This is a genomic window from Patulibacter sp. NPDC049589, from assembly GCF_040675535.1.
Taxonomy (GTDB): domain Bacteria; phylum Actinomycetota; class Thermoleophilia; order Solirubrobacterales; family Solirubrobacteraceae; genus Patulibacter.
In genome coordinates, this window is sequence record NZ_JBFAPC010000013.1 from 1 (window position 1) to 14,079 (window position 14,079).

The following is a 14,079-nucleotide window of genomic DNA, read 5'->3' on the forward strand; positions in this document are numbered from 1 at the left end:
ACCGTCCACCAGTACGACGGCGGCTACGCGTCCTACGTGCTGGCCCGCGCCGAGCGCGACCGCCAGGAGGCCGCCCAGGACGCCCGGCGCCGGCATCCGTCGCCAGGCGCAGTCGCCCCTCCTCCAGGCGCAGGGTGGTCGCCGCCGCGGGATCGACGGTCAGCGCGAGCGCCTCGAGGGTCGCCGCGAGGGCGCCCGCGTAGTCGGCCGACGCGTTCAGCCGCGTGGCCCGGAGGGTGAGCACCGCGGCGCGCTCCTCCCGGCCGTCGGGGAGCTGCTCGACGATCAGGAGCGCCTGGCGCTCGAGCCCCGCGGCGTCGTCGCGGCGCCCGGTGGCGAGCACCCGGCGCGCGTGGTCGAGGTAGGAGGAGACACGGGGGTCCATGGGGCGCTCGCCTGGTCGGTGGGTCGCGCGGGAGCCGACGCGACGTCGTGCGACGACCGTAGCGGGGAGCCGAGGCGATCGGGCCGGGCGCTGCACGGGACGGCCACCGCGCCGGCCGGTGCGGGCCTCGCCGCGGAACGACGCGCGAGCACCGGCGCTCCGCCCGCCCGGCGCTGCGCCCCGGGTCGCGACCGCGGCGATCCGTCCGGCGCCTCAGGACCCCTCGGGGTGGAAGGCTGCCCGCTCGTCGAGGCGGTTAGTCCGCCGCACCTGGGCCTCGCGCTGACGTCGCTGGGCCTGCACGTCGTCGTCGGCGATCTCCAGCGGCGGGACCTGCACCGGCCGGCCCTCGGCCGTGACGGCGACCATCGTCAGGTAGGCGGTCGAGGTGTGGCGCGTCTCGCCGGTCTGGAGGTTCTCGGCGGTGACCTTGACGCCGACCTCCAGGGAGGTCCGCCAGACGGCGTTGACCGTGGCCTGGAGGGTCACGACCTCCCCCACGTCGACGCGGGAGTTGAACGTCATCCGGTCCATCCCCGCGGTCACGCAGCGGACGCGACTGTGCCGGACGGCGGCGAGTCCGGCGGCCTCGTCGCAGAGCTTCATGATCGTCCCGCCGTGGACGAAGCCGCCGTTGTTGGCGTCCTCCGGTCCCATCCACTCCACCAGGGTCGCGTGCATGCCGACAGGGTCCCACCCCGGACGGCACGCGGTCGGCTCGCAGAGGGAGCGCGCCTGGCCGGCGGTGCGCCGCCGCCCGGGCGACCCGGGCGCCGTCCCGGCGGCCTCGGGCGGCGACCGCCACCTCGCGGCTACGCGGCGTCCGGGTCGACGAGGAACGCGACCGTCGCGTCGAACGCCTCGTCGGTGTCGGACATCGGCCAGTGTCCGCCCTCCACCGGCAGCGTGCGGGTCGGGCCGCCGACGGCCGCGGCGAGCACGTCCATCTCGGCGATCCCGACGTACGGGTCCTGCGTCCCCCAGATCACGAGCGACGGGCAGCGCAGCGACCCCAGGGCCTCGCCGTGCCCTCCGAGCACCTCGGGGTCCGCGGAGCGGTAGAGGCGCATGATCGCCCGCTTGGTGCCGCCGTCGAGGTCGCGGCCGATGCGGTCCAGGAGGCCGGGGTCGAGCGGGCGGAGGCCGAGAGCGGCACGACGTCGATCGCGACGACCGACCGGACCTGCTCCGGCCGCAGCGCCGCGGCGGCGAGCGCGACGCTGCCGAAGTCGTGGACGACGAGCCGGTAGGACGTCAGCCCGAGGGCGTCGACGAGCTCCCCGAACCAGCGGACGTAGGCGTCGACGGTGAGGTCGAAGTCGGCGACGTCCGGACGCCCGGAGCGCCAGAAGCCCGGCAGGTCCGGCGCCGAGGCGGTCGGGTTCGGGGCCCTGCGGGTCCGAACCGCGATCGACCACTGCCTCGCCGTGTCGTCGTCGCCGGGCGAGGCGGTCGAGCGCTACTTCGCGCTCGCCGGCGAGGTGCTGGCGGCCAGCGACTGGACCGAGGGCTGCCCGGTCGGGACCGTGGCGCTGGAGACGTCGGCCGTCCCGGGACCGGTGGCGGAGGCGTGCGGGACGGCCTTCGCGGGGTGGGAGGCGGCCTGGTCGGCGGCGTTCGCGGACGCCGGGGTCTCCCCCGCGCGGGCGGCCGAGCTGGCGACGATCGTCGTGGCGAACGTCGAGGGCGCGCTGCTGCTCGGCCGCGTCGCCCGCAGTCCCGATCCGATGCGGCTCGCGGGCCGGGCGGCTCGGGCGCTGGTCGACGCCGAGATCCACGGCTGACCGTGCCGCCGATGAGTTTCGCGGGAGCCGTCCGTCTAGGTGGCGAGCATCCTCCCGCCGGCGCGGCCCGCCGAACACCACCCCAGGAGCCCCACATGAGCACCAGGATCATCGTCACCGCCTTCGTCTCCGCCGACGGCGTCATGGAGGCCCCCGGCGGCGAGGAGGGCTACCGCAACGAGGGCTGGACCTTCAAGGACGTCCCGTTCGACGCCGCGGCCTACGAGCTCAAGGGCCGCGAGCAGGAGGAGGCCGGCGGGCTGCTCCTCGGCCGCCGGAGCTACGAGGCCTTCGCGCCGGTCTGGCCGACGATGGACGACTTCGCGCGCTACAGCGCGCTGCCCCGCTACGTCGTCTCGACGACGCTCGAGCAGGACGACGAGCGCTGGCCCGCGACGATCCTCCGGTCCGTCGACGACGTCGCCGCGCTGAAGGAGCAGGACGGCGCGCCGTTGCTGATCCACGGCAGCGCCGAGCTCGGCATCGCGCTGGCCGACGCCGGCCTCGTCGACCGCTACCACCTGCTCGTCTTCCCGGTGCTCCTCGGCGCCGGCAAGCGCCTCTTCAGCGCGGTCGACAAGGACACGACGAAGCTGACCCTCGTCGAGCACGAGGCCTACGCCAACGGCGTCCAGAAGCAGGTCTTCGACGTCGTCCGCTGATCCACGGGCCCCGGCGGCGAGGCCGGGGCGCTTGGCGCGCCGCCTATCATCGGCGCATGACCGGGACCCCGCCACCGCACCCGGACACCGAGCTGCGGTTCACCGTCGAGCGGGCCGACACCGAGCCCGGCGCGACGCTGCTGCGCGAGTTCCGCGCCGAGCTGGAGGGCCGCTACGGGCCGCTCGATCCGTCGGCCCCGTTGGGCCCGACGGCGACGCCCGACGAGCTCGCCGCGCCCTACGGCACCTTCCTCGTCGCCCGGCTGGGCGACGAGCCCGTCGGCTGCGGCGGCTGCAAGCGCCTGCTCGGTCACGACCACCTGGACGGCCCGACGGCCGAGATCAAGCGGATGTACGTGCGCCCCGCGGGTCGCGGCCACGGCGTCGCCCGCGCGCTGCTGGCCGCCCTCGAGCGCGCCGCGACGGACCTCGGCCACCGCCTCGTCCGGCTGGACACCGGGCCGAAGCAGCCCGACGCCCGGCACATCTACCGCACGTCGGGCTACCGCGAGATCGACGACTACAACGGCAACCCGCTCGCGGCGCACTGGTTCGAGAAGGACCTCGGGGCGGGGCCGGCTGAGCCGGCCGGCCGCGGAACGGCTCAGGCGTCCGCCGACGACCCGCCACCCGTCCGCCGACGCACCAGCCACATCACGGACCCGCCCAGGTAGGTCCCGCCGACGGCGCCGAAGATCCTCAGCGCGTCCCGCCGCGAGGCGAGCCCGGCGAGGTCCTCGTGCAGGCCGTCGCCGTGCCCGTGCGCGGGGCCGTGGTCGGTGGTGTCGTGCTCTATGGGCGACCCGGTCCCGCAGGACCCTGGGAGCCTCCTGACCGAAGAGGAGAAGCCTCCCACCGGCAACCACACCGGCCAACCCATCCTGAGACACAGAAGGGCGGCGGGGAACCTGCCGGGCGCGCCGCGGTCCTCACCGCCGCCGAATCGTGACGTGGCGGGCGCTGACCGAGCTCACGCCGAAGCGCTGGTACGTCACGATCCGCAGGAGCGCGCGGTGCGGGTTGCCGCCGGGCTGCAGCCGGTAGAGCCGGTCCGCCTCGACCCGCACGTTGACCGCGCGGTGCCGGAACGCCCCGGCCGGCAGGGACGTCGACGCCAGGGTGTAGCCGCCGGGCAGGAACAGGATGATCTGCTGCTGCGCGGCCGACGTGAGCGGCCGGAGCCGCAGCGAGAAGCGTCCCGAGTGGTTCACGACGATCCGGTCGTCGGCGGGATCGATCGTGGCCCGCGGGGCCGGCAGACCCATGGATGCGGTGAACCCGCCGAGCTCCCGGGCCGGGTCCCCGACCGGCCGGAGCGAGCCGTCGACCCGCTCCGGCCGCGGACGGCCGGCCAGGGACGGGTCGCGGACCGACACCGTCAACGTCGTGCCGGACCGGTTGTAGCGGGCGGTCGGGACGATCGGTGACGGCTCGACCGTCGGGGCGGTCGCTGGCTCCTGGGGCGGCGTCACCCTTCGGTAGACCGGGGCGGCCGCGCCCGGCGCCGTGCGGACGGTGATCGTCGGGACGGCCGCGAAGACGAGGTCGCCGTAGAAGCCGAGGCCGAGCGTCAGCTCCGCGTCGTTGGCGGCGGTTCGTCGACCGGCGAAGCGCGTCGTGGTCGTCCAGACCCCCGTCCTGGTGTCGAGCGCGGCGGTGACGCGGCCGATCCGCTGGTCCCGCGGGGCGTCCCGGGCCGGGTCCCCGCGACCGGAGCCCGGGACCACCGGCGGCGCCGGGGCCGGGACCGCGCCGGCGGGGGCCGTGGCGCCGAGCGCGATCGACAGGGCGACCGCGGCCGCGGCGGCGGACCGGACGGATGAGGAGGCCCGGGTCACGGGTATCGCCCTCGGAGGCGGACGCGAGGCGGGAGCACGCGCGTCCCGGTACCCCGCGACAGCGCTCGCCAAGACGGATCCCTCGGACCTCGTCGTCGCCCCGCGAGACCCGGTCGTCGGTCGACGCTGTCACAAGCGCGATGGCTGGTTCCATAGAAGGGGCGTGGTGGCTCCCAGACCCCTCTCCCGCGACGACCGCGAGCTGCTCGTCGCCGCCCGGACCGACCCCGACGCGTTCGGGGCCTTCTACGACCGCCACGCCGACGGCCTGCTCCGGCACTTCCGGCGCCGGGGCCTGCAGACCGACCTCGCACTGGACCTCGTCGCCGAGACGTTCGCCGCCGCCCTCGAGAGCCTCGAGCGCTACGCGCCCGGGCCGGAGCCGGCCGCGGCCTGGCTCTACGGGATCGGGCACCACGTCCTCGCCAGCAGCGCCCGCCGCGGCCGCATCGGCGACGACGCGCGCCGCCGTATGCACGTGCCCCGCCTGTCCGTCACCGACCTCGGGATCGCCGCGATCGACGACCGCGCGGACAGCGGCGACGACCCGCTGCTGCTCGCACTCGCCGAGCTCCCCGACGACCACCGTCAGGCGGTGTGGGCGCGCATCGTCGACGACCGCGACTACGCGGACATCGCCACCGACATGCGGTGCTCCGAGCACCTCGTCCGCCAACGCGTCAGCCGCGGGCTCCGCCGCCTCCGCGACGTCCTGCAGGGAGACCACGCATGAGCCACGATCCGCTCCAGGACCTCCGTGCCGGTCTCGTCCGCGCCGCCCGTCGGCGGCACCGGCCGTGGTGGCGTCGTCGTCCCGCGCTCCTCGGGTTCCTGGTCGTCCTGCTCGCCGCCGCTCCGGCCACCGCGGCGATCAGCACCCTGTGGCGCCCCGACGTCCCGCCGCTGCCCCCGGCCCGGACCACGGTCGCGACGCGGGTGTCTGCGTCCGCCCCGCGCTGCGTCCAGAACCCCGGGTTGCGGGCCGGCCACGGCACGACCGACCTCGTACCACCGAAGGACATGACCGACGCGTTCGCGGTGCTCCGCCGGCCGCAGACGGCGGCGGACCGCGCCGGCGGCCGGTACGCGCGCGTCATGATCGCCGGGAAGCTGGCCTCCGCCGCCGTGCGGACCGTCGGCCCGGACGCGAACGGCGACCCGAAGTTCCTCGTCCCGTCGCTGATCGACGTGCCGGCCCGGCCGCGGACCGAGCACTGCCCCGCCCGGCCCGCCGTCCGGACCTGGATGTTGAGCGTCGCCGGCCGGAGCGGCGGCGGCACCAGCCCCTACCGGGACTTCATCGCCCGAGGGACGTTCGGGACCAGCGGGCCCAGCGACCGCGAGTCCGTCGTCAGCGGCATCGTCCCCGACGGCGTCGCGTCGGTCACGGTCACGTACGGCTCCGCCGATCCGCGGACGTTCCCGACCCACGACAACGCCTTCACGTACGAGGTCGGGCTCGCGGCCGAGCAGTTCCCGAGCTCGGTCGTCTGGAACGACGCCGACGGACGGCCGATCAAGCGGGTGCACTGAGCGGCATCCGTGCCGGTCAGATCAGGACCGGCGGCGCCCAGCGCGGCCACGTCGCCGTGCCGACGAGTCGCCCCCGCTCGTAGCCGGCCACCGGCCGGAACGGCGCGTCGGCGCGGCTGTTGTCGTAGAACGACGTGCGGTCCGCGACGGCCCGGGCCTCCACCACCAGCGGCCAGAGCCGGTCGTAGCGCTCCCGGATCTTCGCCGGCGGCACCGCGTGCCCGCCCCGGGCGACACGGTGGTCGACGCGCCGCACGGTGACCCCGACCGGAACCAGGACGACGTGGAGCGCGACGAGATAGCCGGCGGCGACGCCCTGCCGGACCAGGTCGACCTTGCTGGGGTGGCTGAAGACGGTCTCGGTGATGAACGATCGCCGCTGCCCGAGCAGCTCGGCCCGCTCGCTCGCGGCGGCCGCCGAGGCCTCGTACGCGTGCTCGGCCTCGTGGCCGGGCCAGCGCACCTTCGCGATCTCGTCCGCGTTGACGAACGGCAGCCGCGTCACGGGCCGCAGGACCTCCGCGACGAAGGTCGACTTGCCCGCCCCGTTCGGCCCTGCGAGGACGTGCAGGACCGGCGTGCTCACGCCGAGGGCGCACCGGGTCCGCGGACGACGACCTCACCGTCGTCGTCGGCCTCGGCCCACTGCAGGCCCGTCGCCCGCAGGCGCTCGGTCAGATCCAGCCCGGCGATCCGCCCGGCGATCTCCTCGTCCCACGCCGCGCGCACCACGGCCTGGGTCCGGTCGTCGGCGTCGTCGTACGCCGCACGGCCCGTGAGCACCCGCTCGATCGCGTCGTGCGTCACCGCCGGCGACGCCTCGAGCTCCCGCCCGATGCGCGCCCAGTGGTCGAGCTGCTGCGCCGCGCTGCGGCTGTGGACCTGTCCGGCGGCCTTCGCCGCCTCGAACAGGTCCCCGTCGATCCGCGTCGGCATCGTCGCCATGGATCGACTGTAGCAGTCCGCTACAGCCGTTTCGGGCCGATCTGCGCGAACTCCTTCGTGCTGGAATGCATAAGGGAGGTGTATGCCGCCGACGAGACCTCACCAGGTGCTGCCTGACGACCGGGACGACCTGCATCCGGCGTTCGCCGACCTCTACCGGGAGCACCTCCCGACGATCACGCGATACCTGCGACGCCGGCTGGGCGACGCGCCGGCCGAGGACGCCGCCGCGGAGGTCTTCGTCCGGGCGCTGCGCGGACTCGCGACCTACGAGCAGTCGTCGGCGTCGCTCTCGGCGCTGCCGTGGCTCTACGGGATCGCCGCCAACGTCATCCGCGAGCAGCGACGTGCCGAGACGCGCCGGCTGCGGACGGTCGAGCGCCTCCTCGCGGACCCGCCCGCAGCGTCGCCGGACGCACCCGAGCGCGAGGCGCTGGATCCCCGGCTCGCCCGCGCGCTGCGCGGACTCCCGCCCGCGGACCGCGAGACGTTGCTCCTCGTCGCGTGGGGAGAGCTGACGTACGAGGAGACGGCGCTGGCGCTGGGGATCCCCGTCGGCACCGTGCGCTCCAGGATCGCGCGGTCCCGGAAGCGGCTCGACGACGGTCTCGGGGCCGAGCCGAGACCGCACGACGCGCGAGCCCTGACCGGAGAGACCCATGCCTGAGCACGACGAGCTGCACATCCCGCTCCACGACCTCCGAGCGATCGCCGACGTCGGCCTCGACCCGCTCGCGGCCGGGCGCGTGGAGGCCGGCGCGCGCCGCGCGTTCGAGCGCCGCCGGACTCGCGCGCGGACACCCCGGGGACGGTGGATCCTCGGGATCGGGGCCGGCGTCGTGGTCCTCGCCGGCGGCGGCGCCGCGGCGTCCGGGGTCCTGCACCTCGACGAGGGGACGACGCCCGGTCGCGACTACGTCATCGACCGGACCTCGCCGCCCGCGGCGGTCGCCGGCGAGCCGGAGCGGGCCGGATCGATCTGCCTGCAGCTGGCCGAGCGGCACGGCGGTGGCGTCGCCTACGGGTGCGGGGACCGGCCCACCAGGGACCGACGCTTCGGCGTCGTGATCGCCGACGCCGGCGACGCGTCGCGCGAACGCGTGATCTACGGGCTCGTCGCCGACGACGTCCGCACCGTCAGCGTCCTCGGCGCGGGCACCGCCCACACCGACGGCCGGACGACCGTCAAGCGCGGGCTGCCCGGCCGGTACTTCCGGGTCGTCGTGCCGAACCGGGGGCGGATCGAGGTCGTCGGCCTGGACGCCGAGGGCGCCGAGATCGCGCGGATCGGCAGCCGGGCGACGCCGACGAGGCCCGCGACCTCGCGGGAGGAGGCGCGGGCCCAGGGGGCGCTCGCGGGGTTCGCCCCGGCCGTCGCGATGCCCGGGTCCTTCGTCTACCGCGGCGGAACGATCGCCCCGGCGGAGGCCGCCCGCCGTGGCCTGGTCTGTGACCAGGACCGGAGCGAGGTCCGCTGCTTCGACACGCTCGGGGACCTCGACGCCGCGCGGCGCCCGGATCCGGGGCGGTAGACCGGCGCGGCGGCCACACGCTGGAGACTCGGTGCAGCGTTTCGACGCCCGTCGGGCGTCTCTCTCGTACATGCACCAGCTCACCACCTCCAACGGGCCGCCGGACCTCGGTGCCGCCGCCGCGCGGCGGTCGTCCGTCTCCGCCGCCGACGACGTGCGGGCCGGCCTCGCGACCGCGTCGCTCGCGGAACGCGCGCTCGAGGTCGCCTACCGGACGGCGCTCGGCGTCACCCGCGACCCGCAGCTGGCGTCGGACATCGCCCAGGACGTCGCCATCAAGGCCCTGCAGCGCGCGAAGGACCTCCGCGATCCCGAGGCCCTCGGGGCGTGGCTGCACCGCACCACGGTCCGTGCCGCGATCGACCAGCACCGCAGGACCCGCCGCCGACGGGCCGCCGAGGACGGCTTCGCGTCCGCTGCGCCGCAGAGCCACCGGGACGACGACCCGTACGACTCGGCGCTCGAGCTGCTCGCGATCCTGCCCGACCGGCAGCGTGCGGCGATGACGCTCCGCCACGTCCACGACCTCAGCGACCGCCAGATCGCCCACGCGCTGGGGTGCCGGACCGGGACCGCCCGGTCCCTGCTCTCCCGCGCCACCGCCACCCTCCGCGACCGGCTCGCGACCACCGCCACCTCGAAGGCCGACCGATGACCACCGACACCGACGACCTGCTGGCCGCCTCCTTCGAGCACCTCCGCGATGCGACCCCGCCGCCCGCCGCCTACGACGCCGTCCGGCGCGCGCAGCACCACGCACCCGCTGAGCGGGCGACGTCCTCCCGGCGCCGGCGGCCCGCGGCACGCACCCTCGCCCTGCTGGTCGCCGGGCTGGCGGTCGCCGGCACCGCGACGGCCGCGGTGACCAGCAGCGGGCCCTTCTCCGGCCTCGACGGCTCCGCGACGAGCGACGCGCCGGCGGCACGCACCCTCGGCGTGCTCCTGCACGCCCTCGACGACCTCGCTTCGCAGTCGGGCGCTCCGGCTGGCGCGACGGCGCCCGAGCGTGCCCTGGCCGGGAGCGGCACCGTCCGGGGCACCACGGTCACCCGCGACGGGATCAGCGTCGACATCGCGCTCGACGACACGCGGATCTGCCTCGGGACCGCCGGGCCGCGGACCCCCTCGGCCCGCGGCGGCGCCCGCGCGGACACCGAGCGGTCGCTACCGCCGCTGACGGAGGTCCCCCGGGCGACCGACCCACCCGCGGTGGCGTGCTTCTCCCGGTCCGCCTCCGACGTGTCGCTCCCGTCGATCAGCGGTCGCGACGCCGGCCGCGTCTGGCTGACGGCCGTGGTCCCCGACGACGTCCGCGACCTGTCCGTCACCGCGGACGGCGGCCGCACCGCCACCCCGTCGGTCCAGGACAACGTCGCGATCGCCTCGATCCCCGGCGCCGATCGCCTCGAGACCCTGTCCTGGACCGCGCCGACGGGCCGCCGGGTGTCCCAGGACCTCTCGGTCACCCCCGGCTCCGCCACGCCGACCGTCCGCAGGCTCGACGTCAAGTAGCCCCGCGGGGTGCGGGCGGCTCGGTCGTCGCGAGACCGCCCGCGATCCGGGAGCAGCCGGCGTTCCCGGGTCCTAGACTCGGGCGGTGTCTGTCCCGAGACCCGTCCTCCTGCTCGTGTGCGCCGTTCCCGTCGTCGGTGCGTCGGGTGCGCTATCGCCGTCGGCCGTCGCCGACGACGGGAAGCCGCCGCTGACCGTCCGCAACGACGGCGTCCACGCGTTGAGCAGGACCGTCGGCGGTATCGACTGGACGCTGCGGGGCGCGAAGCTCACCGTCACGGTCACGCGTGACGCGCCGAGGCGGATCCGGCGTCGGATCCTCGGACACACCCTCACGGCGGCCTGCGCCAAGAGCGGGCGCAAGCTCTCCGAGCTCGCGTCCACCCACACCCGGGCGGCGTTCCCGCGGGCGACCGGGCGGACGGTCTCGATCGCGCTGCCGAGGCACCTCCGGCGCGCCACGGCCTGCATCCTCGAGCCCCTCGGCGAGGCCGACGACCTCGTCACCGTGCGCTTCGCGCCGCAGCAGCCGCCCCAGGGGGCGCTGTAGGACCGGCGACGGACGGCTCAGGTCCGCCGGGTCCTGGTCCTGTACTCGTGGGATCTCGAGACCGTCCGACGGTCACGCGCGATTCGGATCCACCGCCGTCCCCAGCGCCCGGACCCGCGACCGATCGCCGGCCAGCGCGTCGATCTGGTCGTTCGTGATGCGGGCGCGAAGCGTGAGGTCGTCGACGGCCTGGAGCAGGGCGTTCCGGTCCCCCGAAGGCGTGGTGCGCTGATCGACGACGCGGACGATCCGCGTGTCGCCGAACTGCTCCGCAGGGTCGGGACCGGCGTGGACGAGCGAGACGATCGTCCCGACCCCACCGGCCACGACGTCCCGGCGCCCGATCCGGGTCTCCCCCGCGGCCACCGTCGCGCGTTCCCGGGCCTCGGGGCCGGCTCGCGCGGATCCCGAGCAGCGACTCGCGCGCGACCGCAACCCCCGCCAGGTGCATCAGCGCGTCCTCGGCGTCGGAGCGATTCGGCCTCGTCCGTGACGTGCTCGAGGACCAGACGTATCGAGACCTTGTGCGGCGGCGGACCGATGACGGCGAGCACGTGCAGGAGCCGCGCTCGGAGGACGCCGGGCGCAGCAGCCAGCTCCAGGACCAGCGTCCCCGGATCGTCGGCCGGGAGGTCAGCGCCGACGTCCGGGGCCTCGTCGCTCACCGGGAGACCGACCAAGCGCCGGACCGACGCTTCGTCCCGACGGATCCGGCCGGCGAGCGTTCCGACCGACACGACCTCGAGCGGTCCGTGGAGGATCCGCCGGTCGAGCTCCGCTGCACCGGCATCGTTCAGCGGATCGAGCTCACGAGCCGCATCGAACGCCCCCATCACCTACCCGCGTCCGGTCGAGCGACCGCGCTGCGCGCCGGAGCGTTCCAAGCCCCTCGCGCAACCGTCCGGGGCGCCCCCTGCGCGTCACGACGATCGAACAGGACGTCCGCGGTGGCGAGCCGCGTCATGCGGTCACCTCGGCCGAGACGACCTGGCCGGCGACGAACCGCACCGCCAGGATCCCCACCACGACGGCGACGACCACGAGCGTGAACCCGGCGGCGATGCCCCAGGCCGGGCCGGTGCTGCGGGCGTGCGGGTACCGATCCACGGCCGGGACCCTACGGGGCGCGTCAACCGCAGCGAGACGGCGTCCGCGCCACATCGGCGCTCGCGATCGTCTCGGTGCTCGGCGTCGACGCGCGCGGGGCGGTGGCACGGACGAGGTCCGCTGGACCGCGACCCAGGTGCACGCCGTCCTCCGATCACGTGCAGATGGGGCGGGTCGTGGTCTGCGTGAGGCCGCCCACGACGTACGGGACGAGCAGGACGAAGACGGCGCAGGCGGCCCAGGCGCCGAGCGTCGCGCCCCAGGTGCCGGGGAGCGCGGCGCCCCGCTCGGCCACGAGCGCCGCTGCGCCGAGCATCAGCACGAGTCCGGGGCCGAGGAAGAACCAGAACAGCCAGATCACGGAGTCGTCGCGGAACGGAGCGTAGAAGAGGACCGCCGCGATGCCGCCGAGCGACGCCGCCGCCAGGAGGACCACGCCGGGCGCCCGGCTGCGCGTGGCGGACCGTCGGCGCCGTCCCAGCGCGGCGGCGGTCGTGACCATCGCGACGACGAGCAGAACCAGCGGCCCAGCGCCGGCGCGCGCGAGCGCCCGGTCCGTCGCGGGCTGCAGGCTCGGGCACCCGGGGCCGTAGCCGCTGCCGTCGTACCGCAGATCCACGCCCTCGAACGCGATCGACAGCCAGCCGATAGCGACCAGCAGCACCAGTGGCGGGAGCCACGCGGGCAAGACACGCAGCACACGCATCGATCGAGCGTCCCATCTCCGGCTGGAGGACTTGTGCGCAGGACGTGCGGGTCCCGTGCGGGTCAGGCGCCCTCGATCGTCGCCAGGAAGTCCCCGAACGCCCGGTCCGTCCGCTCGGCGTCGCCGGTCGCGTCGAGATCCATGAGGAGGCCGCGGATGACGGCGAGGACGACCGTCGCCAGCTCCGGCCGGCCGAGGCTGCGCATGCCGTCCTCCAACGGCGCCAGCCAGTCGGTGGTCGCCATCCGCCGGAAGCCCGGCCAGTGCGGCTCGCCTGCGGTGTCGTGCAGCCGGCTGAAGATGCGCAGGTAGGGCCGGCCCTGGGGACCGGACATCGCGGACCACGCACGACGCAAGGTGACCGGGTAGGGCTCCTCGGGCCGGACGCGCAGGAGTGCGGTGAACGCCTCGACCTGGCGCTGCCGCGCCCGTTCCAGGACCGCGCGGATGAGCTCGTCGCGGGTGCCGAAGTGGTAGATCAGCATGCGGCTCGAGGCGCCCGTGGCCGTCGCGAACGGACCGAGGCGATCGGGCAGCCCGTGCTCCAGCGCGTGGTCGGTGCACGCGTCGACGAGCCGTTCCCGGATCTCCGGCTGACGGTGCCTGCCCATGGCCCAACCTTTTCACGTAACAATCGGTACGTCTAACGTTGCGGAGCGACAGTCGGAACGAGACGAGAGGCACCGATGAGAGTCGTGTTCGTGCACGGGGCATGTGTCGAGGACGGGTCGTGGTGGTGGCACCCCACGGCCGAGCTGCTCGCGCGGCGGGACGTCGCCAGCGAGGCGCCCGCGCTGCCGAGCTGCGGCGAGACCGACGACCCCGTCGACGGAAGCGGGCCGGGCCTGGCGGAGGACGTCGCCGCAGTCCGGGCGGTGCTGACGGCGAGCGACGAGCCGACCGTCGTGGTCGCCCACAGCTACGGCGGCATCGTCGTGGCCGAGGCCGCGGCGGGCCTGGACGCCGTCCGCCACCTGCTGCTCGTGTCCAGCTACCTGCCGGAGGTCGGCGAGAGCCTGTCCTCGTTCGGCGGCGAGGAGCCCGCCCCGTTCCTGCAGATCGACCCCGAGGGCGGCACCTTCACCGTCCGGACCGACGCCCTGGCCGGCACGTTCCTCCAGGACTGCGACCCCGGGATCCAGCGGGCCGCCGCGGACCGGACCGCCCACCAGAGCCTGGCGGTCCTCCAGCAGCCCGTGCAGGCCGCGGCCTGGAAGGACGTGCCGACGACGTACCTCGTCTGCGCGGACGACCGCGGGACGCCCGCCGGCCTGCAGCGCGGGTTCGCCCGCCGGGCCGGGCGCGTCGTGGAGCTCGGCACCGGCCACCACCCGTTCCTGTCGCAGCCGGCCGCGGTCCGCGACCTGGTGCTCGGCCTCTGACGGCCGCCAGGCCCTCGCGTCGCTCGGGCGGCACGACGGCCTCCGGCCCGGGGACCGCAGCGGCCACCACCCGTCGGCGACCCGGCGCGAGGCCGATGCCCGTCCGGCGATCGAGATCACGCGTCCCGGGCCCGCGAGCGGCG

At 75.6% G+C, this 14,079-nt stretch carries 22 protein-coding genes; 11 read left to right on the plus strand and 11 right to left on the minus strand.

The window, feature by feature from the left end; translation table 11 throughout:
* From AB0L40_RS03970 to AB0L40_RS03985, 4 genes are all read right to left on the minus strand, one after another.
* Positions 1 to 385 (minus strand): hypothetical protein (locus tag AB0L40_RS03970; protein ID WP_364349503.1); only part of this gene is annotated, 385 nt, incomplete at its 3' end.
* Positions 386 to 598: 213 nt separating this feature from the next.
* Positions 599 to 1,066 (minus strand): acyl-CoA thioesterase, encoded by a 468-nt coding sequence (locus tag AB0L40_RS03975; protein WP_364349506.1) that lies wholly within the window; start codon positions 1,064 to 1,066, stop codon positions 599 to 601.
* 131 nt (positions 1,067 to 1,197) lie between these two features.
* The gene (locus AB0L40_RS03980) at positions 1,198 to 1,425 is read right to left on the minus strand and encodes an alpha/beta hydrolase (RefSeq protein ID WP_364349509.1); all 228 of its coding nucleotides are present in this window, start codon (positions 1,423 to 1,425) and stop codon (positions 1,198 to 1,200) included.
* Positions 1,371 to 1,796, minus strand: coding sequence for an alpha/beta fold hydrolase (locus tag AB0L40_RS03985; protein ID WP_364349692.1), 426 nt, complete (start codon positions 1,794 to 1,796; stop codon positions 1,371 to 1,373). The genes AB0L40_RS03980 and AB0L40_RS03985 overlap by 55 nt, the downstream gene beginning before the upstream one ends.
* Between AB0L40_RS03985 and AB0L40_RS03990 the strand changes: the two genes are divergently transcribed.
* The 3 genes from AB0L40_RS03990 to AB0L40_RS04000 all read left to right on the plus strand — a co-directional run bounded on the left by AB0L40_RS03990 (position 1,693) and on the right by AB0L40_RS04000 (position 3,505).
* Entirely contained in the window at positions 1,693 to 2,169 is a 477-nt protein-coding gene (locus AB0L40_RS03990) for a TetR family transcriptional regulator C-terminal domain-containing protein (protein ID WP_364349512.1), read from the plus strand. The genes AB0L40_RS03985 and AB0L40_RS03990 overlap by 104 nt on opposite strands.
* A gap of 95 nt (positions 2,170 to 2,264) precedes the next feature.
* Positions 2,265 to 2,831 (plus strand): dihydrofolate reductase family protein, encoded by a 567-nt coding sequence (locus AB0L40_RS03995; protein ID WP_364349515.1) that lies wholly within the window; start codon positions 2,265 to 2,267, stop codon positions 2,829 to 2,831.
* A 56-nt stretch (positions 2,832 to 2,887) separates the two neighbouring features.
* Positions 2,888 to 3,505: a GNAT family N-acetyltransferase gene (locus AB0L40_RS04000; protein ID WP_364349518.1), complete on the plus strand. Its 618-nt coding sequence runs from the start codon at positions 2,888 to 2,890 to the stop codon at positions 3,503 to 3,505.
* Positions 3,506 to 3,760: 255 nt separating this feature from the next.
* Here AB0L40_RS04000 and AB0L40_RS04005 read toward each other — a convergent pair whose 3' ends face one another.
* The gene (locus tag AB0L40_RS04005) at positions 3,761 to 4,669 is read right to left on the minus strand and encodes a hypothetical protein (RefSeq protein WP_364349521.1); all 909 of its coding nucleotides are present in this window, start codon (positions 4,667 to 4,669) and stop codon (positions 3,761 to 3,763) included.
* Positions 4,670 to 4,835: 166 nt separating this feature from the next.
* Here AB0L40_RS04005 and AB0L40_RS04010 point away from each other — a divergent pair, with 166 nt between their 5' ends.
* Together AB0L40_RS04010 and AB0L40_RS04015 are read left to right on the plus strand one after the other, a co-directional pair.
* Positions 4,836 to 5,402 carry an RNA polymerase sigma factor gene (locus AB0L40_RS04010; protein WP_364349524.1) on the plus strand — a complete coding sequence of 189 codons (567 nt, stop codon included), beginning with the start codon at positions 4,836 to 4,838 and terminating at the stop codon, positions 5,400 to 5,402.
* The gene (locus tag AB0L40_RS04015) at positions 5,399 to 6,202 is read left to right on the plus strand and encodes a hypothetical protein (protein WP_364349526.1); all 804 of its coding nucleotides are present in this window, start codon (positions 5,399 to 5,401) and stop codon (positions 6,200 to 6,202) included. The genes AB0L40_RS04010 and AB0L40_RS04015 overlap by 4 nt, the downstream gene beginning before the upstream one ends.
* A gap of 16 nt (positions 6,203 to 6,218) precedes the next feature.
* Here the strand turns inward: AB0L40_RS04015 and AB0L40_RS04020 are convergent, their stop codons facing one another.
* Complete coding sequence (locus AB0L40_RS04020; protein WP_364349529.1) at positions 6,219 to 6,788, minus strand: AAA family ATPase; 570 nt, start codon at positions 6,786 to 6,788, stop codon at positions 6,219 to 6,221.
* Positions 6,785 to 7,147 carry a hypothetical protein gene (locus AB0L40_RS04025; RefSeq protein WP_364349532.1) on the minus strand — a complete coding sequence of 121 codons (363 nt, stop codon included), beginning with the start codon at positions 7,145 to 7,147 and terminating at the stop codon, positions 6,785 to 6,787. Before AB0L40_RS04025 ends, AB0L40_RS04020 begins: the two co-directional genes overlap by 4 nt.
* Positions 7,148 to 7,253: 106 nt before the next feature.
* Between AB0L40_RS04025 and AB0L40_RS04030 the strand changes: the two genes are divergently transcribed.
* The 5 genes from AB0L40_RS04030 (at position 7,254) to AB0L40_RS04050 (ending at position 10,741) form a co-directional block, all read left to right on the plus strand.
* On the plus strand, positions 7,254 to 7,814 hold the full coding sequence (locus tag AB0L40_RS04030; protein ID WP_364349535.1) for an RNA polymerase sigma factor: 561 nt from the start codon (positions 7,254 to 7,256) through the stop codon (positions 7,812 to 7,814).
* Positions 7,807 to 8,679 (plus strand): hypothetical protein, encoded by an 873-nt coding sequence (locus tag AB0L40_RS04035; protein WP_364349538.1) that lies wholly within the window; start codon positions 7,807 to 7,809, stop codon positions 8,677 to 8,679. The genes AB0L40_RS04030 and AB0L40_RS04035 overlap by 8 nt, the downstream gene beginning before the upstream one ends.
* Positions 8,680 to 8,749: 70 nt before the next feature.
* Positions 8,750 to 9,334 (plus strand): sigma-70 family RNA polymerase sigma factor, encoded by a 585-nt coding sequence (locus AB0L40_RS04040; protein ID WP_364349541.1) that lies wholly within the window; start codon positions 8,750 to 8,752, stop codon positions 9,332 to 9,334.
* On the plus strand, positions 9,331 to 10,191 hold the full coding sequence (locus AB0L40_RS04045) for a hypothetical protein (protein WP_364349544.1): 861 nt from the start codon (positions 9,331 to 9,333) through the stop codon (positions 10,189 to 10,191). The genes AB0L40_RS04040 and AB0L40_RS04045 overlap by 4 nt, the downstream gene beginning before the upstream one ends.
* 85 nt (positions 10,192 to 10,276) lie before the next feature.
* Positions 10,277 to 10,741, plus strand: coding sequence for a hypothetical protein (locus AB0L40_RS04050; RefSeq protein ID WP_364349547.1), 465 nt, complete (start codon positions 10,277 to 10,279; stop codon positions 10,739 to 10,741).
* 72 nt (positions 10,742 to 10,813) lie between these two features.
* Here AB0L40_RS04050 and AB0L40_RS04055 read toward each other — a convergent pair whose 3' ends face one another.
* From AB0L40_RS04055 to AB0L40_RS04070, 4 genes are all read right to left on the minus strand, one after another.
* A complete protein-coding gene (locus tag AB0L40_RS04055) occupies positions 10,814 to 11,107 on the minus strand; it encodes a hypothetical protein (protein ID WP_364349549.1) in 294 nt (97 codons plus the stop codon).
* A gap of 594 nt (positions 11,108 to 11,701) precedes the next feature.
* Complete coding sequence (locus AB0L40_RS04060; RefSeq protein ID WP_364349552.1) at positions 11,702 to 11,848, minus strand: hypothetical protein; 147 nt, start codon at positions 11,846 to 11,848, stop codon at positions 11,702 to 11,704.
* Positions 11,849 to 12,002: 154 nt separating this feature from the next.
* Entirely contained in the window at positions 12,003 to 12,554 is a 552-nt protein-coding gene (locus AB0L40_RS04065) for a hypothetical protein (RefSeq protein ID WP_364349555.1), read from the minus strand.
* 62 nt (positions 12,555 to 12,616) lie between these two features.
* Positions 12,617 to 13,165, minus strand: a complete 549-nt coding sequence (locus AB0L40_RS04070; protein ID WP_364349557.1) for a TetR/AcrR family transcriptional regulator — start codon at positions 13,163 to 13,165, stop codon at positions 12,617 to 12,619.
* 75 nt (positions 13,166 to 13,240) lie between these two features.
* Between AB0L40_RS04070 and AB0L40_RS04075 the strand changes: the two genes are divergently transcribed.
* Positions 13,241 to 13,936, plus strand: coding sequence for an alpha/beta hydrolase (locus AB0L40_RS04075; protein WP_364349560.1), 696 nt, complete (start codon positions 13,241 to 13,243; stop codon positions 13,934 to 13,936).
* Positions 13,937 to 14,079 lie beyond the last annotated feature (143 nt).